The following is a 20,892-nucleotide window of genomic DNA, read 5'->3' on the forward strand; positions in this document are numbered from 1 at the left end:
ATGGTTATAACTATTTTAATGGCGCAATTGACGACCTAAAAATTTACAATTACGCTTTAAACGCAACAGAAATTTCTAGCTTATACACAAACAACACTTTGTCTACTTCAGATTTCTCTCAAAACAATTTAGAAGTTGCCTTATATCCAAATCCTGTAAACGATATTTTAAACATTGAAACCGCTTTAGAGTTACAATCTGTAGAAATTTATAATATTCAAGGTCAAAAAGTACTATCGTCTAATCAAAAACAAATCAATGTTTCTGATTTAGCTGCTGGAATGTATATGGTAAGAATTCAAGATATCGATAACAATATTGCTACTAAGAAAATTGTAATTAAGTAGTTAGTTTTTTAGTTTTGATTTGGGCGTTGTTCAGTAAACAGTGGGATTTTTAAAATAAACTGCTTTTTACTTGACAACGCCTATTTCATAATCGTATATTTGCATACTAATTTTTTGTGTTTGATGAAAAGCAATTCTTAAACACTTAAACTTTTAAACACTTAAACAATTTCAAATGAAATTATCTCATTTCAGTTTCAATTTACCAAATGAATTATTAGCTGAGTTTCCAACGGAAAACCGTGACGAATCTCGTTTAATGGTGGTTAACAGAAAAACTAATACTATCGAACACAAATTATTTAAAGACGTTATCGATTATTTTGATGATGGCGATGTAATGGTGTTAAATAATACAAAAGTTTTTCCAGCACGTTTATACGGAAATAAAGAAAAAACAGGTGCTCGTATTGAGGTTTTCTTATTAAGAGAATTAAATGCAGAACAACGTTTATGGGATGTTTTAGTAGATCCAGCACGTAAAATTCGTATCGGAAATAAATTGTACTTTGGTGATGACGATTCGTTAGTAGCTGAAGTTATTGACAATACAACTTCTCGTGGAAGAACTTTACGTTTCTTATATGATGGTTCGTATGAAGAATTCAGAGAAAAATTAGTAGAATTAGGAGAGACTCCAATTCCAAAATACATTGAAAGAGAAGTTACTCCAGAAGATGCAGAACGTTACCAAACTATTTACGCAAAAGTAGAAGGAGCAGTAGCTGCACCAACAGCTGGTTTACACTTTTCTAAACACTTATTAAAACGTTTAGAAATTAAAGGTGTTGATTTTGCCGAGGTTACATTACACGTAGGTTTAGGAACTTTTAATCCAGTTGAGGTAGAAGATTTATCAAAACACAAAATGGATTCGGAGGAAATGATTATTTCTCAAGAAGCTTGTGATATTGTAAACAACGCAAAAGCTAAAAAGAAAAAGGTTTGTTGTGTTGGAACTACAGCTATGAGAGCTATGGAAAGTTCGGTTTCTTCTCAAAGAACTTTAAATCCTTATACAGGCTGGACTAATAAATTTATTTACCCACCTTACGATTTTAGTCTTGCAGATTGTATGATTACTAATTTCCATACACCAAAATCAACTTTATTAATGATGATTTCTGCTTTTTGTGGTCACGATTTAATGAAGAAAGCTTACGAAGAAGCAATTAAAGAAAAATATCGTTTTTACTCATACGGAGACGCGATGTTAATCATATAGTTTTTAAAAATCTCAATCGAAAGGTTGAGATTTTTATTTTACTTTTCGTTCTAAATCTGAAATCCAATTTTCATATTTTTTATCACTTTGACACTTTGTAACTTTTAACTACTTTTGTTTTCCAAACAACCAAACAAATGACTTTTCAAAATACTCGCGAATTCGCACAAAGTTTAGACGCTCAAGATGAATTGAGAAAATATAGAGATGAATTTCATTTTCCGCATGTAAACGGAAAACAAGTGATTTATTTTACAGGAAATTCTTTAGGATTACAACCTAAAAGAACAAAATCTTATGTAGATGAAGTAATGGCAGATTGGGCAAATTTAGCAGTAGAAGGTCATTTTTATGCCGACAAACCTTGGTGGGATTATCAAGAACGTTTCGCGGTTCCATTAAGCAGAATTGTTGGTTCTAAACCAACAGAAGTAGGAGTAATGAATACTTTAACAGTGAATTTACATTTGTTAATGGTGTCGTTTTACAATCCAACATCTCATAAGTATAAAATCATTTGTGAAGAAAAAGCCTTTCCAAGTGATCAATACATGTTTCAAAGTCAAGTAAAATTTCACGGTTTTGATCCCAAAGAGGCAATTGTTGAAATCAAACGCAGAGATGGGGAAGCTAATATCCGTTTAGAAGATGTTTTAGCTAAGATTGAGGAAGTAGGAAGTGAATTGGCTTTGGTCTTAATTGGCGGAGTTAATTATTACACTGGTCAAGTGTTTGATATGAAAACCATTACAGCTGCAGGTCAAAAACACGGAGCATACGTAGGGTGGGATTTAGCGCACGCTGCCGGAAATATCAAATTAGAATTACACGATTGGAATGTAGACTTCGCTGCTTGGTGTAGTTATAAATATATGAATTCAGGGCCAGGAAACGCTTCGGGATTCTTTGTTCATGAAAAGCACCATAACGATAAAGAATTAAAGCGTTTCGCAGGTTGGTACGGTCACAACAAAGAACGACGTTTTAAAATGGAGCCTGATTTTGAACCTGTTCACGGAGCAGACGGTTGGCAAATTAGTAATTTACCAATTTTGTCTTTAGCTCCTTATTTAGCTTCTGTAGAAATGTTTGCAGAAGTTGGGATGGATAAATTAATTGCAAAACGAAATCTAATTACCTCTTATTTAGAATTTGTGCTACATGAAATCGACAAAGAATTAGAAGGTGCTGATTTTGAAATTTTAACACCAGCTAATCAAGAAGAACGCGGTTGTCAATTATCTGTTTATCTTCACGGGCAAGGACGAGAATTGTTTGAAAAGCTAATGAGAAACGGAGTTATTACCGATTGGAGAGAACCAAACGTTATTCGCTTAGCGCCAGCGCCATTCTATTGTTCATTTGAAGATATGTATGAATTTGGGCAAATTTTAAAACAATCTATTTTGAGTAAATAGTAAATTTTTAACATTTTTTTTGAGTTTTGTTATATTTTTTTCACTTAATTTGTAATAACCTTATAATCAAAAACATAAAATGAAGAAAAAATTACTTACACTTGTGTTCTCTTTTATTGGAGTTTCACAATTATTAGTTGCCCAAGTTTCTGATAAAGAAAACGTGGCGAAACAATGGATTAAATCCAATTTTAAAGAAATAAAAGTGAATTCAGATTCTGATATTAATTTACGTTTTGTACGTAAAAGTATTTCAGGGGAAACATTACGTTTTCAGCAAATGGTTAATAATGTTCCAGTTTTTGATACGGAAATTGTAGTACATTTTAATCCTTCTGGAGAAATTTCTTTTTCAGATCACAACATTACAAAAGAGATTGTTCGAATTAACACTACACCTCAGATTTCTAATGAAAGAGCAATTGAAATTGCCGATAAAGAAATTGGTGTATCTGGTATGGTTTCTGTTCAAGAATCAAATTTGGTTGTTTATAATAAATTAGAATCTACTATATTAGTTTATAGAACAGTAACTAATTTTGAGGAAAAACCAGGTTCATGGGAGGTTATCATCGACGCGATGAATGGTTCAGTTTTGAGCGTAAAAGATATTTCAATTAATTGCGGTACAGAATGCACTTCAAGCCACCAACACGCAACTAAAACATCAGGAAAATCAAAATTCTTTATGCCTAAGGAAACAAATTCTACATTAGCTTTTGAATCTGGTACTGCTATGGTATTTCTTTCGGATCCTTTATCTTCAGCTAGAGTTGCTTATGGTGGAAATTATACAGATGGTAATGGACAAGGAGATACAGATACAGCAGAATTAAATGCACAACGTGTTTTAGTTAATCTTCCAGAAGTTGAAAATACAGCGGGGACTTATCTTTTGAAAAGTTCTTATGTAGAAATAAAAAATATTGAAAATCCAAATAAAGGATTGTTCACGCAAGCAACTCCTAATTTTTTATTCACAAGAAATGCAGATGGTTTTGAAGCAGCAAATGTTTTTTATAGTTTAGATAATAGTTTACGTTATATAAATGAAACATTAGGGGTTAATTGTCGTCCTTTTAGAAATGCTGGGATACTTTGGTTTGATCCATCTGGTCAAAATGGTGCTGATAATTCAAGATATTCTAGTGCTGGGAATGATTTGGCTTTTGGTGAAGGATGTGTTGATGATGGAGAAGATGGTGATGTAATTTGGCATGAATTAGGTCACGGATTACATGATTGGTTAACCGGAGGTTCATTGTCACAAGTAAATGGTTTAAGCGAAGGAACTGGTGATTATTGGGCACAGTCTCATAGTAGAGCTTTACCAAATCAATGGAATTCATCAGATGCAGCTTATCATTGGATGTTTAATTGGGATGGCCATAATGCTTGTTGGGGAGGCAGAACTACTAATTATGCTGCATTATATCCAGGTGGTTTAGTTAATCAAGTTCATACAGATGGTCAAATTTGGGCAACTGTTAACATGAAAATTTGGGACAGATTAGGTAGAGAAAAAACGGATACTGCTTTTCTTGAAGGTTTAGCATTGACAAATAGTACAACAAATCAACAAAATGCAGCTATTGCTGTTAGACAAGCCGCTATAGATATGAATTATAGTTGTGCAGATATTAAAGTTATGACGGAAGAATATACTGCAAAAGGTTATGTAATGCCTGCAATAGCTTTAAGAATCAACTGTCCTGGTACACAAACTGTAAATGCAGATGTTTCAGGAAATTATACACTTCCTAGTTTTGCAAGTTTAGCAAATGCAATCAATTCTAACTGTGATGCGGTTGTAACACAAAATCCACCAATTGGATCAGTTGTTGGTGTTGGAACACATGTAATTACGATGACTGCTACTAGCGGTGCTTCAGTAAATTGCAATTTTAATTTAGTTGTAGAGTCAAGTTTAGGAGTCGATGATGTTATAAAAAATAACTTTAGTATCTATCCAAATCCAGCGTCAACTTCAATAACAATTAAAGGTGAAAATTTTGAAAATGAAGAAATTGAAATTTACAATATGTTAGGGCAAAGAGTAATAGGTAAAAATCTAATTACAAATGAGTCAACAATTGATATTTCAAACTTAGCGAATGGTGTTTATATGGTCTATTTCTTAAACTCTAAGGCATCTCACAAATTTGTGAAACAATAAATTTTTTTAAAATAAATAGTAAATGCCGAGCATTCTTGTTCGGCTTTTTTTGTTAAAATAAATTATCTTTGTATTGTATAACTGTAATACATTAAAGTCATGACTAAAGATCAAATTTTAGAAAATTTTGACCCTTCACAACCTGGGTTAGCCGATGCTACTATTTTTGGATTGCCATTTTCGGCAGAGCAAAGTGAAATCATTGTAATTCCGGTGCCTTGGGAAGTTACAGTTAGTTATGGTGCAGGTGCTTCTAAAGGACCAGATGCGGTTTTAGATGCTTCTTTTCAAGTAGATTTAAATCACCAAGAATTTCCTGAATTATGGAAATTAGGTATTTATTTAGATAAAGCCCCAAAAGAGTTAAAAAAGAAATCAAAAAAGTTCAAGAAGCAAGCCGCTCCAATCATAAAAGCTTTAGAAAGTGGAATGATTTTAGATCATCATCCATCATTAACTAAAGATTTAGAAGAGATTAATTATGCTTGTTCTGATATGGTGGAAGCCGTTCGTGAGCAAACGCTTAATTGGATAAACAAAGGCAAAAAAGTAGTACTTCTAGGAGGTGATCATTCAACACCATTAGGCTATTATCAAGCTTTAGCAACCAAATATGACAACTTCGGAATTTTACATTTAGATGCGCATATGGATTTACGTATTGCTTACGAAGGGTTTACCTATTCGCACGCTTCTATCATGTATAATGCCCTACAAATTCCGCAAATTTCTAAAATTGTGCAAGTAGGAATTCGTGATTTCTGTGAGCAAGAAGTAGAAGTAGCTTTGAAAGATAGAGTTTTAGTTCATACGGATAGCGATTTAAAACAAGAAGCTTTCGAAGGAAAAACATGGCAACAACAATGCGACCAAATTATCGCATCGTTACCAGAAAAAGTTTGTATTTCTTTTGATATTGACGGAATGTATCCTTGGTATTGTCCAAATACAGGAACTCCAGTTCCGGGTGGATTTTCATTTGAGCAAGCTGCATATTTGTTTAGTCGCTTAGAGGAAACCAATAAAGAAATCATCGGATTTGATTTAGTAGAAGTAGCTCCTGGTAAAGACGATTGGGACGGAAACGTAGGAGCAAGAATGTTATTCCACATGTGTGGTGCTTTTGCCAAATCTCAAAAAATGAATGTGGGAAACAAAATCAAGTTTAATAAATAATTTATATCTTGCATTAAATCAGACGAAAGTCTTAAATAATACGCCCTTAATTTATTTAAAGACAAAAATATGAGTCACTTTGTAATTGAACAATGGAGAGAATATCCAATAGAAGTTCCGGGTAAGGTTAGATATGCTGTTTCTAATTATGGTAGACTTAAAAGTTTTACTGATACAATTGAAAATGGAAAAATTCTAAAAGGTGCTCCTACTGAAGGTTTTCTTTTTTTACGTTATGTTAGAATTTGTAACGGTGAAAAAAAATACTATTCTCATTCCATTCATAAAATGGTAGCAGAACTTTTTTTGCCAAAAGAAAGTGAAGATCAAGAGTACGTTTTACATTTAGATTATGACAAAATGAACAATCAATTGTATAATCTAAAATGGGCAACTTATGAAGAAATGCGTGCTCATGGTCACAAAAGTCCTGCAGTAAAAGCGGCTTTTAAAAAATTTCAAGAAGATAACATTAAACGCGATGGTAGAAAATTAACCTCTACTCAAGTAATGCGAATTAAGTTAAAAATGAAACGACAAGGAGATAAATTCAGCGTCAGAAAAACCGCAAAAGAATTTAACGTTTCTGAAATGCAAATTTACCGTATCAAATGGGGTGAAAATTGGGGACATATACAAGTATAATTGTATTTTTATTTAGACGTTTAGTTTAATATTGTCTTTGAATTCTTAATAAATGGTAGAATTAGGTTTTTTATTTTTAATAATTACGGGTAGTTACGCATACTCTTTGAAGTTTTGGAAGAAAAATCAATTTAGATTTTCTGAATTTACATCGAGATATTTAAAATATTTACACTATTTTACATTTGTTTTATCATTGTCTTTTGTTTTTATTGATTATAGTTTAAGAGGAATTTGGACTAGTCGAATTGTAATTATAATTTCAATTTTTATTGGTATTTTTTACAATCTTATTGCTCAAAAATCGGTTTTAAATAAAGTCGAAAAATATTATTTCGCTTTTTTAAGTTTTTTCCCTATCCTATTTTTTGGATTAGTTTTAATTCCTATGATTTGTTTTATAATTGTAGTTTCTCTAATCGGACAATTATTTAATCCAGTCGATAAAATTTATTATGAAGATAATAAATTAAGAATTCAAAGCAGTTTTGTTGGGGTTATGGCACCTCCAAGAATTAAAGTTTATAAGAAATTTGGGATTTTTGAAAAACAATATAAGAATCAAAATTTAAATTTTGAAGATATTGATTCGATAAAAGTTGATTACAAAAACGATACTGCAAATTTGTATATCTGGTACGATTACAATGAAAATCCAAGTACACCTGAGGAATTTAAAATTAAACTATAAACTCCCTAAATCCTCCAAAATCGAAATCGCTTTTTCTTTTGTAGCCGCTAATTCTTCAGGTTTCATTTTTCTGAGTAAGGCTAACATCATACTCATTCTTTGATTATTGGCAAAATGCTGCTTTTTCTCGTCTAAAAAATGCCAATACAAACTGTTAAACGGACAGGCTTTTTCGTCCAATTTCTCTTTCATGTTGTAATGGCAGCTGCCACAATAATTGCTCATTTTATTAATGTAACTTCCCGAAGAAACATACGGTTTTGTAGCCACAATGCCACCATCAGCATATTGACTCATGCCACGAGTATTAGGCATTTCAACCCATTCAATTGCATCGATGTAAACGCCTAAATACCAAGCGTCAACTTCATCAGGATGCAATTGGGCTAACAAAGAAAAATTCCCAATCACCATCAAACGCTGAATATGATGTGCATACGCTTCCGATAAACTTTGGGAAATCGAATGTTGCATGCATTTCATCTTAGTTTTTCCGGTCCAAAAGAAATCAGGTAGCGGATTGTAGTTTTCCAATGCGTTCATTTGGGCATAATTTGGCATTTCTTTCCAATAAATTCCTCTGATATATTCGCGCCAACCAATAATTTGTCGCACAAAACCTTCAACTTGTGCCAATTCAATGGTTTCTTGATTTTGGTAATAGTAAGAAGTCACAGTATCCACCACTTCTTTCGGGCTAATCATTTTAGAATTCATCGCAAATGACAAACGCGAATGAAACAGAAATTTATGTCCAGAAAATAACGAATCTTGATACGTTCCAAAATGCGCCAACAAATGCTCACAGAAATAGTCAATCAATTGCAAACTTTCGTTTCTTGAAGTCGGCCAATTGAAATTTTCTGCATCAATACTTCCAAATGTGGAGATGTTTTGTCTTTCAATTTCGGCAACAATTTCACTCACATTTTTATGAAATTCCAAAGGAAACGGAATCGGAACTTCGTTTTTATATTGATTGCGGTTGTTGTGGTCAAAATTCCATTTTCCGTCTAACGGTTGATCGCCGACCATTAGAACATCGTGTTTTTTACGCATCATGCGATAGAAACTTTCCATCAAAAGTTGCTTTTTCCCTTTGAAAAAATCCGCTAATTCATTTCTGGAAGTATAAAAATGTTCAGAGTCTACTTCTATTTTTGGAATAGCAAGTTTTTTGCAAATGGATTTCAATTGTTCGTCCAAGCGATATTCATCTGGAAATTGGTATTCAAATTGCTCGATTTTATTTTCAGCAATCAAATCCAAAATCAATTTTTCTAAATCTTGTGGATTATTAGCATCAGAAATTTTATAATAAACAACTTGATGGCCTTTTTTCATCAATTCCTCTGAAAAATTTCGCATCGAAAGAAAAAACGCCACGACTTTTTGAATATGATGTTTCACATAATCTGTTTCCTGACGCATTTCTGCAATTACATAAACCACATTCGGATTGACTTCTTCAAACCAAGAATGCTGAGAATTGAGTTGGTCGCCCAAAAGTAATCGAAGTGTTTTCATCTAAAATAATTCAGGAATTAACCATATTTTTTGAAATTTTCCATCGGCATCATACATTTCCGCTTGACGTTTGATGTTAAATTTTCTATCTCTTGGATCGTTGCCAACACCAGAGTTGTAAATCCAATTACCATAATTGCTGTGCACATCGTAATCAATCAGTATACTTTCGAAATAGGCAGCGCCAATACGCCAATCTTGTTCCAATTCTTTTGCCCAATAACTTGCTACATTTTGACGACCACGATTGCTCATCCAACCTGTTTTTTGCAATTCAATCATGTTGGCATTGACAAAATGTTCTGGAGTGGTTCCGTTTATCCATTGATTGAAGGCTTTTGTATTTTGGTTCCAATTGTATTCTTTTTGTAAAATCCCGTTCAATTGAAAAATTTTGTTGCCGTGTTTCAGCGAAATGTATTTGAAATAATCGCGCCAGATCAACTCGAAAATTAACCAATAGGTGTCTTCGTTTTTGACTACTTTTTTCTCAAATTGATGCACTTCCCAATAAATCATTCTTGCAGAAATACTACCATTTGCCAACCAAGCCGAAAGTTTTGAACTGTAATCTTTTCCAACTAAACCATTTCGAGTTTTCTTGTAAACGGCTAATTTTTTGGTATCCCAAAAATATTCTTTAATTCTCTCTTTAGCTTGATTTTCACCGCCTTTAAAAGGAAAAGCGGTTTTGTTTGGTTGCTTGAACTCCGAAGCTTCGGAGTCAAATCCTAAACCTTCTAGAGTTGGAATACTTGTTTTTTCTTCAATTAGATTCGAAATTGGTTTTGCTGTAATGGCAACTGTTGGTCTCACTCGAATTTTCTTTTCCAATTGCTTTCTAAATTCAGTAAAAACTTCTGGAATTTTCTCCCAATCTTCATATGGAACATCATCAGGATGAAATAAGAATTGGTCGTAATACGTTTTCCAATTCACAGCTGGAATTAAATTGCGAACTTCATTTTCTACATCTACTTCTTCCTGCGTCCATTCGTTTTGGATGTAAATCGAATCAATTTGATATTTGGCTGCAACTTCAGGAATCAATTGTTCGGGATAACCGTAATAAACTAATAATGTGATATTTTTATCAGCTAAATTTTCTTGTAATTCGGTTAAAGTTTCTAAAAGAAATTGCGTTCTAAATTTTTCTGTTTTCTTAAAACTATATTGAGTTGTTTCGAGTTGTCTTGGATCTAAGCAATAAATACCAATTACTTTTTCATTTTCTCTACAAGCATTGTACAACGAATGATTGTCAATCGTGCGCAAATCGTTTCTAAACCATATTAGTCCGTTCATTGTGTTATTTTTAAAACTTATTTTAAAACATATAAGTCACATAAGTTTTCTTTGCGGAATAACTTTGTGAAAAAGTTCATAAAAGATTTTAAGATTTCTCTTATTTCTTAAAGCTGTGTTCCTTATTTTAATTGTTTGATTTTGTCCCGAAACTTCGGGATTGACCTTGAACTTGATTTTTGGCATTTTTATTCATTCTGCATTTATCACTGCAATAGATAACTTCTTCCCAGTTTTTCTCCCATTTTTTTCGCCAAGAAAAAGGACGTTGACAGGTTTTACAGATTTTTTCAGGAAGATTTACTTTTTTATGCGCCATTATAGCATTGAAGTTGAAGGTTTATCTGGTCGCGCATAATGAAATCTATCTGCTAATTTTGGAACAGCATAACCATCTAAACCGTTTATAGCGATTACATTTCCTCTGTCCAATTGCATCCAATTATCATCGTGAAAGAGTTTTTCGTCTGCATAAATGGTTTCAATTGATGCAATGATGTGAATGCAGTCGTTTTCTTCAATTTTGTATTCGCTCACATATTTACAAAGTAATTGCACCGGACTTCCTTTTACGAAAGGTACTTTGTGATTGTCAATAAATTCAGACTCTAAATTGGTTTTATCAAATTCTGAAATGTGTTCGTCATAACTCGAAGACGTATGATGTGCATCAGCAATCATTTCTTTGGTAATATGATTTACAGTAAAGAATCCGGATTCTTTTATATTTTTATAAGTGTCTCTTGGAACCGTCGTGGGTCTTAAAATGAATCCCAATAAAGGTGGTTCGCTTCCTAAATGAGTAACACTACTAAAAATGGCAACATTTAAAACTCCTTCAGTTGAAACTGTTCCTATTAAATTTGCCGATTTGTAACCCGTGACACAATTCACTAAGTTCAGTCGTGGCACTTTGGACATATAAAACAATTCGTCTTTCGTTATCTTTCGCATAGCAATTTTTATTCAAAAATACATTTTGTTTAACTAATATTAAAAATAATTAAACAAAAATTCTTTTCAAATTGAAAAATCTAAGAAAAGTCAGGGATTAAAATTTATAATTGCGTATTTTTGTAGTCCAAATTTTTACAAAAATTTCATGCAAACGCCACAGAAAATTGCTGTTGTAGGTTCTGGATTAGTAGGAACTTTATTGGCAATCTATTTAAAAAGAGCAGGACATACAGTACATGTTTACGACAGAAGTCCCGATATTAGAACGGTTGAGTTTTCGGGTCGTTCCATTAATTTGGTGATGTCAAATCGTGGTTGGAAAGCATTGGAAGATGTGGGTTTAGATGAGGAAATTAGAAAAATCGGAATTCCAGTGGATAAAAGAGCTATCCATTTACAAGATGGAAAACTGAATTATCAATATTACGGAAAAGAAGGAGAAGCTATTTTTTCATTGTCAAGAGGCGTTTTGAATAGAAAAATGGTCGATTTGGCTGAAGCTGAAGGTGTGGAATTTTTCTTTGAACGTAAAATTTGGGATGTAACATTAGCCACAGCAACTTTGTGGGAAGGTGAAACAGAACAAGGAGCTTGGACCGAGTTAAAATATGATAAAGTTTTTGGAGCCGATGGTGCTTTCTCGAGAATTCGACACAGAATGCAACGTCAATCAATGTTTGATTATTCGCAAGAATTCATGAAAATTGGTTATAAAGAATTGCATATTCCAGCCAATGCAGATGGTTCTCCAAAAATTGATATTCATTCGTTACACATTTGGCCAAGAGGAAATTTCATGTTGATGGGATTGGCTAATTTAGATAATTCGTTTACTTGTACTTTGTTCATGCCAATTGAAGGCGAAAATTCGTTTGAATCGTTAACCAACGAAGAAAAATTAGTTTTGTTTTTCGCGACTTATTTCCCAGACACAAAAGACGTAATTCCAGATTTAGTGCGTGATTTTTTCAGAAATCCGAATAGTTATTTGGCGATTATGAAATGTTTCCCTTGGACATTTAATGATAAAATTGCTTTAATTGGTGATTCAGCGCATGCGATTGTGCCGTTTTACGGTCACGGAATGAATGCAGGTTTTGAGGATATCACCATTCTGAATGAATTAATGCAACAATATGGCGATGATTGGGATAGAATTTTTAAAGAATACGAAATTTCAAGAAAACCTAATGCAGATGCCATTGCCGAACTTTCCAGAAGAAATTTTGAAGAAATGAGCGCCAAAACTGCGGATGCTAATTTTTTATTGCAAAAGAAAATAGAAAAATGGTTTTCCGACAAGCACCCAGAAAAATGGATGCCATTATATAGTAGAGTAACTTTTAGTTTACAACCTTATTCTGAAGCTTTAGCAATAGGTGATTTTCAAAATGAAATTATGCAAGAAGTCTTACGATTAGAAAATATAGAAGAGATTTGGAATTCGGAACAAGTTGAAAACCGAATTTTAGAATTACTTCAATAAAATAAAATCCAAGTTTCATTAATTTGAAATTTGGATTTTTTTCTTACAAAATAGTTTATCTTTGAAATTGACAAAATATGCACTCTCATGGAAACTATTTTATTACTTGCCATTTTGGTTATCGTGATTATTCTTTTAACCAACATTAATTCAAAGTTTCAACAACTTCAAGATACTGTTTATCGCTTACACGAAAAAATCAATGAATTGAAGAACGATTTCAGTTCTAAATCGGTTCATGACATTTCAAAAGTTGCTACAGATATTCGCAAAGAATCGATTCCGGTTCCTAAGCCAGTTGTGGAAGAAAAATCAGACGAAAAGTCAATTGAAATTATTGAAAAAGTTGTAGAGAAAACACCTGAAATTATTCCTGTTGTAGAATCGGTTAAAGAAGAGATTAGAGAAGAAATAATTCCACAAGTAGAAAAAATTGAACCAGTTATTCCAAGAGAACCTGAAAAATCATGGTTTGAAACATTCAAAGAAAACAATCCCGATTTAGAAAAATTCATTGGAGAAAATCTAATCAATAAAATTGGAATTTTAATTTTGGTTTTAGGAATTAGTTTCTTTGTAAAATATGCTATCGATAAAGAATGGATTAACGAAACCGCTCGCGTAGGAATCGGAATTTTAGCAGGTTCATTGGTTATGGGTGTGGCTCATAAATTAAAGAAAAACTACCAAGCATTTAGTTCGGTTATGGTGGCGGGTGCCATTAGTATTTTCTATTTTACAATTGCAATTGCTTTTCATGATTATCATTTGTTTAGTCAAACGGTTGCTTTTGCAATTATGGTAGTAATTACCGCTTTTAGTACGTTTGTTTCGGTTGCTTATAACCGACAAGAATTAGCGGTTTTGTCTTTAATTGGTGGTTTTGCAGTTCCTTTTATGGTAAGTACTGGAGCTGGAAATTATGTAGTTTTGTTTACTTACATCGCTATTTTAAACATCGGTATTCTTGGAATTGCCTACTATAAAAAATGGAATTTAGTTACCATATTATCTTTCGTATTTACTAATCTACTTTTCTTTTCTTGGTATTTCAAAGAATTAAACGATGACAAATTACCACATCAAGGTGCTTTAGCTTTTGCAACTTTATATTATTTTATTTTCAGTGTGGTTGCCGTTTTAAACAACGTAAGACGAAAAGGAGAATTTTCTACTTTAGATTATTTCATGGTTGTGGCCAATACGTTTGTGTATTTTGGTTTAGGAATGGGGATTTTACATAATTGGGGAATCGAATTCAAAGGATTATTTACATTATCATTAGCCATTTACAATTTAATTTACGCTACTATTTTATTCAAGAAATTTGGATTGGATAAAAATGCCGTGTATTTGTTAATTGGTTTGGTATTAACGTTTGTAACATTAACGATTCCAATTCAATTCGAAGGTAATCAAATTACGTTATTCTGGGCTGCCGAAGCAGTTTTATTGTTTTGGTTGTCGCAAAAATCCAAAATCAGTTTGTTTAAATTGGGCGCAATGGTTGTACAGTTTTTGTCAATTATTAGTTTGATTATTGATTGGGATAAACAATATCGTTTTTCGAACAGCGAACTTTCTATTTTATTAAATCCAATATTCATCACCGGAATTGTAGTCGTAGCTTCATTAATTGCAACTTATTTCTTATTGAAAAAGGAAAACGAATCCACATCCATTTTTAAAATCGATTTTGATCCTGTTTTTTATCGTAACGGAATTACTTGGGTTGCTTTAATTCATGGCTATTTTGTTGGGATTTTTGAAATCATCCATCAATCGGGACAAAATTTAGAAAATTCATCATCTGAGTTGTCGTTATCGGTTGGGTATCATTTTATTTTTAGTACGGTATTTATTTACTTCGGATTAAAATCAAAAGAAGAATTGGTGCAAAAATTAGCAACAATTTTAGCTATGGTCAACATTGCTTTATATGTAGTTTGGTGGTACAACATTCCATCAAAAGAAGTACTTTGGAATATTACCAAAAACTGGAATTCGTCAATAGCGTTTAATTTCCATTACATTATTTTGGGTTGTTTAATTTATTATGTTACGATTTTAGCCAATCAAATTTTAAATAAAGCACATATCGCCTTTTTAAAATCTAAAATTGCTCTTTGGCTTTTGGTCTTTTGTGGAGTTTACATTTTGAGTAACGAATTAATTGTGCATAATTTATTTGAAGTAGAATCGGCAACGGTTTTACAACAAATCGATGAAGATTTTAAAGGTTCTGATTTACCAAAAGAAACGTTCCGAATGGACGAATACAATGTTCAAGGTAAATTGAATATCATAAAAGTACAAGTCATTAAAATTGGATATCCGATTTTGTGGGGAATTTTATCGTTTGCGTTGTTGATTTTCGGTATCAAAAAACAATGGAAACAATTGCGAATCATTGCACTTTCGTTATTAGGATTAACGATTGTAAAATTATTCGTTTATGATATCAATAATGTTTCTGAAACAGGTAAAATCATTGCATTTATATTGTTAGGAGTTTTGATTTTGATTATCTCGTTTGTGTATCAAAAAATCAAAAAATTAGTGGTAGATGAAACTCAAAATACTAGTTCAGATGAAGCAAGTAATTAGTTTAGTTATTCTTTTTTTAGTCCAATTCATAAATGCTCAAGAAGCTACAATTGGTGAAATTAATAACGTGAAAAAATCAGGTTTACAATTAGTTTTGCTTTCGCCTGAAGTTATTTCAGAAGCAGAAAACAACACCAATTTTATTAGAGTTGCCAATAAAAAATCAAGAGCAGAAGTTCCGTATGCGGTGTATTCGATTCCTGAAACTATTGAAAAGTCATTTGTTAGTTTCCCATTGGTTTCCAAAACTAAAAATGATTCTGTGACTTCTATTGTGGTTTCTAATGTGAAAGAACAGCAGTTGAACGAATTGTTTATTATGGTTTCTAATTCTTCGGTTTCAAAATTAGTCAATGTTTTTGGGAGTAATGATGGAAAAGAATGGTTTGGATTGGTTCAAAATCATTTACTAACTAATTTTGTGGATCCAAAATTGCAGCAAGTTGAAAAAGCGATTGTATTGCCATTAAACAATTACAAGTTTTTGAAATTGGATTTAAACAATAAAGTAAGTTTGCCAATTGAATGCAAGAATTTCGGAATTTATCAATCGAAAGTCAATTATGTAGCGCAACTAGAATTGAAAAATTTTAATCAAAAAATCATAGCAGATAATTCAAAAAAGAAATCTTTGATTCTAGTTTCCTTCGAAAAACCTCAGTTAATTTCAAGATTAGATTTCTATATTCGTTCCGATTTGTATTTTAGAACCGCTCGAATTTTAGTTAATCGTGAACGAAAAGTAAAAAACAAAATAGAAAAATATCAAGTAGAACTCTTCACTTTTGTATTGAATTCAAAAATGAAAACCAGTTTTGAATTTCCAGAAATTTTCGAAAATGAATTCATAATCGAAATCGATAATCAAGATAATCCGCCTTTAGAAATTGAAAAACTACAATTATTCCAAACGTCAAAATATATTTTAGCGAATCTTGAACAAGGTGAAAAGTATGAAATTGCGGTTTCTAATAAACTTGAAAAACCTAATTACGACATTGTTAATTTTCTTCCAAAAGAAAATGAAATGTTAGAAGTCGTTACTATTGAAAATTTCAAGCCAATTAAATCATTCTCTAAAGTAGAGCAAATCCAACTTTTCTGGCAAACCAAATGGTTTTTGTGGACAGCAATTATTGTAGCCGGATTAATAATTAGTTATTTTGCTTTAGGATTATTAAAAGAGGTAGAGAAGAAAGACTAATTTTCTTCTCTATTCACCATATCCATACTAAAAGCTGGTGTACAAATCGCCAAATATTCGCAAGGTTCATCAAATGGATTGGAATATTGAACGCGAGTATTTTTCTCAATTTTAATCGATTGACCTGTTTCTAAAACTATCGTTTCATCCTCAATGATAAATTGTTTTTTCCCTTTTATGATATACGTATATTCATCAAATTCAGGAGTTTGAAAAGGTTCACTCCATCCAGGAGGCGCAATCATGTGAGCAATCGAAATCGCTGAATTATTTGTAGTCGCCAATCCATGATGCTCTTCAATTAATTTGCCATCTGTAGTTGGGACTATGAATGGCGATTTTTGTATGAAATATTTTTTCATTATATTTTAATAAGGCTTTTTAAAATTTCTTCTATTTTTTCAATGTCGTCTTTATCAATATCGTTTAGCGGAAAATCAAGTTGTGTTTTGTTCTTTTTTAAAATGATTAATTTATCATTCTCTATTGAATAAGATGCTATTTCTTTAAAAACTATTGATTTGCTTTTCGAATTAATTTTTATGGTTCCACCTCTTTTGTTCCATAGAAAATAGTTTTTGTAAAAATAGGTTTTAAGCTGTGGAAATGTAGTTAAAACAGCCGAAAAACCAGCTAATCCAGAAAGTCTATGGTTTAGAAATCCAAATACAGCTATAAGCCCAATTATTAAGCAAACAATTCCTAGAATGACAATTAAAGAGTCTAGATTTTTTTTAAAACCTAATTCTGTAAACTTTATTTTGGTCATTATTTCTTAAACATCTTCATTAATAAACCAAATGCACCACGAATAAAAGTAGCACTTGTAACCACTTTAGTAACCGATTTTCCTATTACTTCAGCTGTGCTAGGCTCTTGTTTTGTTTTTCTTGTTGGTTTTACTTCCTCTTTTTCAACAGCAACTTCTTGTGCGGCTGCAATTTTTTTATTCAATAATTCGTAGGCACTTTCTCTGTCTACTTCTTCATTATACTTTTTAGCCAATTTCGATTTTGAAATATTTAAATCAATTTCACTATCTGTTAAAACATCCATCCTACTCATTGGTGCTCGCAACATGGTGGCTACTAATGGTGTTGGTGTTCCTTTTTCACTTAAAGCCGTAACAAAAGCTTCTCCAATTCCTAATGAAGTTAACACTTCGTCTGTTTTGTAAAATTCAGTTTCCGGATAATTTTCTGCTGTCATTTTAATCGCTTTTCTGTCATTTGCAGTAAAAGCTCTTAGAGCATGCTGAATTTTTAAACCTAATTGCGCTAAAACTCCTGTAGGGACATCCATTGGGTTTTGCGTAATGAAATACACTCCAATTCCTTTAGAACGGATTAATTTTACAATGGTTTCAATTTGATTTAGTAATGTTTTGCTGGCTTCATCAAAAATCAAATGCGCTTCATCTATAAAAATTACTAATTCTGGTCGTCCAGCATCACCTTGTTCTGGCATGGTGTTGTAAATTTCGGCTAATAAACTTAGCATGAAAGTCGAAAATAATTTTGGTTTGTCTTGAATATCGGTCAATCGCATGATGTTAACGTAGCCATTTCCGTTTTCGTCAATTCGCATTAAATCTTGAATATCGAATGATTTTTCACCAAAGAATAATGCAGCACCTTGTTGTTCAAGTTCAATAATTTTTCTTAAAATTGAACCTGTAGAACTGGTTGAAATTCTGCCATATTCGCCTTCAAATTCTGCTTTTCCGTCTTCTGTTGCGTATTGTAATACTTTTTTAAAGTCTTTTAAATCTAAAAGGGGTAAACTATTATCATCGCAATATTTAAAAATAATAGAAACAATTCCAGATTGAGTATCATTTAAATCTAAAATTCGGGAAAATAATACCGGTCCAAATTCAGAAACAGTTGCGCGTAATCGAACTCCATTTTGTTCTGAAATGGTCATTAATTCAACAGGAAATGATTTAGTTTCGTATGGAATGGTTATTTTTTGATGGCGTTCTGTAATAAACGATTTTTCTTCTCCAGGCATCGCAATTCCTGAGAAATCTCCCTTGATATCCATCATTAAAACCGGAATTCCATTTTGCGATAATTGTTCAGATAACACCTGAATAGTTTTGGTTTTTCCGGTTCCAGTTGCTCCTGCAATTAATCCATGACGGTTTAATGTTTTTAGAGGTATTTTAACATGCGTATTTGGAACGGCTTCACCATCTAAAATCCCACCACCTAATGTGATAAATTCTCCTTTACAAGTATATCCTTCGTTTATATGTTTGCTAAAATCTTCTGTCTTGCTCATTTTTATGTATTTTGAATTTCAAATGTAGTTAAAATCCGAAGAAATTTCAAGGACAATTTAAAGCCCTATTTTAAAATTCTAACTTCTTATTTCAAAATTCTAACTTCCAAGTTGTATCTTTGCCCACTATTTTAGTTTTAAGATGTTACAAAAAGAAACACAATTAGCGGTTGAAAAAGGCGAAATGTTGCCTTTAATGGAGGAGTTTTATACCATTCAAGGGGAAGGATATCATACAGGAACAGCTGCTTATTTTATACGAATTGGCGGTTGCGATGTAGGTTGTCATTGGTGTGATGTAAAAGAAAGTTGGAATGCGGAGTTACATCCGCCAACGAATACCGATTTAATTGTTGCCAATGCCAAAAAATACGCCGACACCGTTGTTGTTACTGGTGGAGAACCTTTAACTTGGGATATGACTTTATTGACTTCTAAGTTAAAAGAGCAAAATTTAAAAGTGCATATTGAAACTTCGGGAGCTTATGAAGTAACAGGAAGTTGGGATTGGTTTTGTTTGTCTCCAAAGAAAAATAAATTACCCGTTCAAAGTGCATATGATATTGCCAACGAATTAAAAGTAATTATCTACAACAAACACGATTTCATTTTTGCTGAAGAGCAAGCAGCAAAAGTAAATCCAAATGCTATTCTTTTTTTACAACCCGAATGGAGAAAAAAAGAAGAGATGACGCCTTTAATAGTTGATTATGTAATGAATAACCCGAAATGGAGAGTTTCGTTGCAAACACATAAATATTTGAATATTCCATAACGAAAATTTCAAATTCAATTTTTTTCGGAACACAGATTAAAGAAATTTTAAAAATTCATTTAATTTCTTTAATCTGTGTTTCTGTTTTTAAATCTCACTATTGATTGCTATGTAAAGTGAAACGCCTTTTCAGTATAAAGAAAATCATATGTGACTATGTGTTTCCAATTAAAGATGAGTAAGCTTCGCCAAGTAATCAAAATGCTCGCCTTCTAAAATCAATTCACATTTCAAACCATTTGCAATTGCGGCGTTTTGTAGAGTATTATAATCCAAATATAACCAATCAAAAGTATCTTCGGTTTCTCCTTTATATTGAATGGTGAACGTTAATTCGCCATAATACCCATTGGCTGGAACTTCGTAAGCGCCATCTTCGTCTTGGTCATACATATAAATCAAGTCCGAACTATCAATTAAAATTTGCCCGCCTTCTTTTAAAAGCGATTTCAATTTTTGTAAAAAGGTCGGGATGTGATTCATTTTTCCGAAAATTCCAGTTCCATTCATTAAAAGTAGAATGGTGTCGAATTTTTCAGAAGTATTTAAATCCAAAACATCCGAAATTTTACGATTTTTCAAACCTCTTAATTCACAAGCTTTAATTGCATTTTTCGAAATATCAATGGCGGTTACATCAAAACCTTTTTCTTGTAAATACAAAGCATGACTTCCCGCTCCGCAACCTACATCTAACACTTTTCCTTTTGCCAATTGCAATGCTTTTTGTTCCATTTTTGGCATCTCTTTAAAATCACGAAACAAATAGGCAACGCTCATTTCATCCGCTTCCGAAATAGAAGTTTCGGTGATTAAGTCTTCGGGAGAATTATTCGTTTGGTAATCTAAAATGGCTTTTCCGAAAAGGTCTTTCATGTTTTGGCTTTAATAATTTAAAAAATGTAAAAAACTTTTAAATTTATGAAGAATATATAATTTGTAACACTTTAATTAATTAAATTAATTTATTTGAAGTAATAAAAAAACAAATTACCTATACATTGACTCACAAATAATGATGTTATAATCAAATAATTAATTAAATTAAATCGAAATAAAATGATACT

18 protein-coding genes and 1 pseudogene are annotated in these 20,892 nt (G+C 32.1%); 11 read left to right on the forward strand and 8 right to left on the reverse strand.

Features of this window, described 5'->3' with window-relative positions; translation table 11 throughout:
- From GFJ94_RS00180 to GFJ94_RS00210, 7 genes are all read left to right on the forward strand, one after another.
- On the forward strand, positions 1-347 hold a 347-nt coding region (locus GFJ94_RS00180; RefSeq protein WP_153199238.1), incomplete at its 5' end, for a T9SS type A sorting domain-containing protein.
- Positions 348-522: 175 nt separating this feature from the next.
- Positions 523-1,572 carry a tRNA preQ1(34) S-adenosylmethionine ribosyltransferase-isomerase QueA gene (gene queA / locus GFJ94_RS00185; protein ID WP_153199241.1) on the forward strand — a complete coding sequence of 350 codons (1,050 nt, stop codon included), beginning with the start codon at positions 523-525 and terminating at the stop codon, positions 1,570-1,572.
- 137 nt (positions 1,573-1,709) lie between these two features.
- Positions 1,710-2,990: a kynureninase gene (kynU, locus tag GFJ94_RS00190; protein WP_153199243.1), complete on the forward strand. Its 1,281-nt coding sequence runs from the start codon at positions 1,710-1,712 to the stop codon at positions 2,988-2,990.
- Between the two features lie 79 nt (positions 2,991-3,069).
- The gene (locus tag GFJ94_RS00195) at positions 3,070-5,166 is read left to right on the forward strand and encodes a T9SS type A sorting domain-containing protein (protein ID WP_153199245.1); all 2,097 of its coding nucleotides are present in this window, start codon (positions 3,070-3,072) and stop codon (positions 5,164-5,166) included.
- 99 nt (positions 5,167-5,265) lie between these two features.
- Positions 5,266-6,342 (forward strand): agmatinase family protein, encoded by a 1,077-nt coding sequence (locus GFJ94_RS00200; protein ID WP_153199246.1) that lies wholly within the window; start codon positions 5,266-5,268, stop codon positions 6,340-6,342.
- A gap of 69 nt (positions 6,343-6,411) precedes the next feature.
- A complete protein-coding gene (locus tag GFJ94_RS00205) occupies positions 6,412-6,987 on the forward strand; it encodes an NUMOD4 domain-containing protein (protein WP_153199248.1) in 576 nt (191 codons plus the stop codon).
- A gap of 52 nt (positions 6,988-7,039) precedes the next feature.
- Positions 7,040-7,678: a hypothetical protein gene (locus GFJ94_RS00210; RefSeq protein WP_153199250.1), complete on the forward strand. Its 639-nt coding sequence runs from the start codon at positions 7,040-7,042 to the stop codon at positions 7,676-7,678.
- On the opposite strand, the gene GFJ94_RS00215 is transcribed toward GFJ94_RS00210, so the two are convergent.
- The 4 genes and pseudogenes from GFJ94_RS00215 to GFJ94_RS00230 all read right to left on the reverse strand — a co-directional run bounded on the left by GFJ94_RS00215 (position 7,673) and on the right by GFJ94_RS00230 (position 11,464).
- Complete coding sequence (locus tag GFJ94_RS00215) at positions 7,673-9,205, reverse strand: cryptochrome/photolyase family protein (RefSeq protein ID WP_153199252.1); 1,533 nt, start codon at positions 9,203-9,205, stop codon at positions 7,673-7,675. The two genes, GFJ94_RS00210 and GFJ94_RS00215, sit on opposite strands and share 6 nt — an antisense overlap.
- Complete coding sequence (locus tag GFJ94_RS00220; RefSeq protein ID WP_153199254.1) at positions 9,206-10,510, reverse strand: DASH family cryptochrome; 1,305 nt, start codon at positions 10,508-10,510, stop codon at positions 9,206-9,208.
- Positions 10,511-10,697: 187 nt separating this feature from the next.
- Positions 10,698-10,829, reverse strand: a pseudogene (locus GFJ94_RS00225) (DUF2256 domain-containing protein); the annotation flags it as partial.
- A complete protein-coding gene (locus GFJ94_RS00230) occupies positions 10,829-11,464 on the reverse strand; it encodes a flavin reductase family protein (protein WP_153199258.1) in 636 nt (211 codons plus the stop codon). The pseudogene GFJ94_RS00225 and the gene GFJ94_RS00230, both read right to left, overlap by 1 nt.
- Before the next feature lie 148 nt (positions 11,465-11,612).
- Between GFJ94_RS00230 and GFJ94_RS00235 the strand changes: the two genes are divergently transcribed.
- The 3 genes from GFJ94_RS00235 (at position 11,613) to GFJ94_RS00245 (ending at position 16,764) form a co-directional block, all read left to right on the forward strand.
- Positions 11,613-12,953, forward strand: a complete 1,341-nt coding sequence (locus tag GFJ94_RS00235; RefSeq protein WP_153199260.1) for an NAD(P)/FAD-dependent oxidoreductase — start codon at positions 11,613-11,615, stop codon at positions 12,951-12,953.
- A gap of 87 nt (positions 12,954-13,040) precedes the next feature.
- Positions 13,041-15,560, forward strand: a complete 2,520-nt coding sequence (locus GFJ94_RS00240) for a DUF2339 domain-containing protein (RefSeq protein ID WP_153199262.1) — start codon at positions 13,041-13,043, stop codon at positions 15,558-15,560.
- On the forward strand, positions 15,544-16,764 hold the full coding sequence (locus tag GFJ94_RS00245; protein ID WP_153199264.1) for a hypothetical protein: 1,221 nt from the start codon (positions 15,544-15,546) through the stop codon (positions 16,762-16,764). The genes GFJ94_RS00240 and GFJ94_RS00245 overlap by 17 nt, the downstream gene beginning before the upstream one ends.
- On the opposite strand, the gene GFJ94_RS00250 is transcribed toward GFJ94_RS00245, so the two are convergent.
- Genes GFJ94_RS00250 through GFJ94_RS00260 form a run of 3 tightly spaced genes read right to left on the reverse strand, consistent with a single transcriptional unit; the run spans position 16,761 to position 19,050 of the window.
- Positions 16,761-17,126 carry a cupin domain-containing protein gene (locus GFJ94_RS00250; protein WP_153199266.1) on the reverse strand — a complete coding sequence of 122 codons (366 nt, stop codon included), beginning with the start codon at positions 17,124-17,126 and terminating at the stop codon, positions 16,761-16,763. The genes GFJ94_RS00245 and GFJ94_RS00250 overlap by 4 nt on opposite strands.
- Complete coding sequence (locus tag GFJ94_RS00255; protein ID WP_153199268.1) at positions 17,126-17,533, reverse strand: hypothetical protein; 408 nt, start codon at positions 17,531-17,533, stop codon at positions 17,126-17,128. The genes GFJ94_RS00250 and GFJ94_RS00255 overlap by 1 nt, the downstream gene beginning before the upstream one ends.
- Positions 17,533-19,050, reverse strand: coding sequence for a helicase HerA-like domain-containing protein (locus GFJ94_RS00260; RefSeq protein WP_153199270.1), 1,518 nt, complete (start codon positions 19,048-19,050; stop codon positions 17,533-17,535). Before GFJ94_RS00260 ends, GFJ94_RS00255 begins: the two co-directional genes overlap by 1 nt.
- Positions 19,051-19,192: 142 nt before the next feature.
- Between GFJ94_RS00260 and GFJ94_RS00265 the strand changes: the two genes are divergently transcribed.
- Entirely contained in the window at positions 19,193-19,825 is a 633-nt protein-coding gene (locus GFJ94_RS00265) for a 7-carboxy-7-deazaguanine synthase QueE (RefSeq protein WP_153199272.1), read from the forward strand.
- 168 nt (positions 19,826-19,993) lie between these two features.
- On the opposite strand, the gene GFJ94_RS00270 is transcribed toward GFJ94_RS00265, so the two are convergent.
- Entirely contained in the window at positions 19,994-20,701 is a 708-nt protein-coding gene (locus GFJ94_RS00270; RefSeq protein WP_153199274.1) for a bifunctional 2-polyprenyl-6-hydroxyphenol methylase/3-demethylubiquinol 3-O-methyltransferase UbiG, read from the reverse strand.
- Between the last annotated feature and the right edge of the window lie 191 nt (positions 20,702-20,892).

The sequence above is a fragment of the Flavobacterium sp. LMO8 genome (assembly GCF_009495755.1).
Taxonomy (GTDB): Bacteria; Bacteroidota; Bacteroidia; order Flavobacteriales; family Flavobacteriaceae; genus Flavobacterium.

Coding starts and splice junctions, on each gene's coding strand:
- GFJ94_RS00220 (WP_153199254.1), bottom strand. CDS start 10,510: ATGAACGGACTAATATGGTTTAGAAACGATTTGCGCACGATTGACAAT.
- GFJ94_RS00255 (WP_153199268.1), bottom strand. CDS start 17,533: ATGACCAAAATAAAGTTTACAGAATTAGGTTTTAAAAAAAATCTAGAC.
- GFJ94_RS00200 (WP_153199246.1), top strand. CDS start 5,266: ATGACTAAAGATCAAATTTTAGAAAATTTTGACCCTTCACAACCTGGG.
- GFJ94_RS00235 (WP_153199260.1), top strand. CDS start 11,613: ATGCAAACGCCACAGAAAATTGCTGTTGTAGGTTCTGGATTAGTAGGA.
- GFJ94_RS00250 (WP_153199266.1), bottom strand. CDS start 17,126: ATGAAAAAATATTTCATACAAAAATCGCCATTCATAGTCCCAACTACA.
- queA (WP_153199241.1), top strand. CDS start 523: ATGAAATTATCTCATTTCAGTTTCAATTTACCAAATGAATTATTAGCT.
- GFJ94_RS00210 (WP_153199250.1), top strand. CDS start 7,040: ATGGTAGAATTAGGTTTTTTATTTTTAATAATTACGGGTAGTTACGCA.
- GFJ94_RS00260 (WP_153199270.1), bottom strand. CDS start 19,050: ATGAGCAAGACAGAAGATTTTAGCAAACATATAAACGAAGGATATACT.
- kynU (WP_153199243.1), top strand. CDS start 1,710: ATGACTTTTCAAAATACTCGCGAATTCGCACAAAGTTTAGACGCTCAA.
- GFJ94_RS00270 (WP_153199274.1), bottom strand. CDS start 20,701: ATGAAAGACCTTTTCGGAAAAGCCATTTTAGATTACCAAACGAATAAT.
- GFJ94_RS00205 (WP_153199248.1), top strand. CDS start 6,412: ATGAGTCACTTTGTAATTGAACAATGGAGAGAATATCCAATAGAAGTT.
- GFJ94_RS00245 (WP_153199264.1), top strand. CDS start 15,544: ATGAAGCAAGTAATTAGTTTAGTTATTCTTTTTTTAGTCCAATTCATA.
- GFJ94_RS00240 (WP_153199262.1), top strand. CDS start 13,041: ATGGAAACTATTTTATTACTTGCCATTTTGGTTATCGTGATTATTCTT.
- GFJ94_RS00230 (WP_153199258.1), bottom strand. CDS start 11,464: ATGCGAAAGATAACGAAAGACGAATTGTTTTATATGTCCAAAGTGCCA.
- GFJ94_RS00215 (WP_153199252.1), bottom strand. CDS start 9,205: ATGAAAACACTTCGATTACTTTTGGGCGACCAACTCAATTCTCAGCAT.
- GFJ94_RS00195 (WP_153199245.1), top strand. CDS start 3,070: ATGAAGAAAAAATTACTTACACTTGTGTTCTCTTTTATTGGAGTTTCA.
- GFJ94_RS00265 (WP_153199272.1), top strand. CDS start 19,193: ATGTTACAAAAAGAAACACAATTAGCGGTTGAAAAAGGCGAAATGTTG.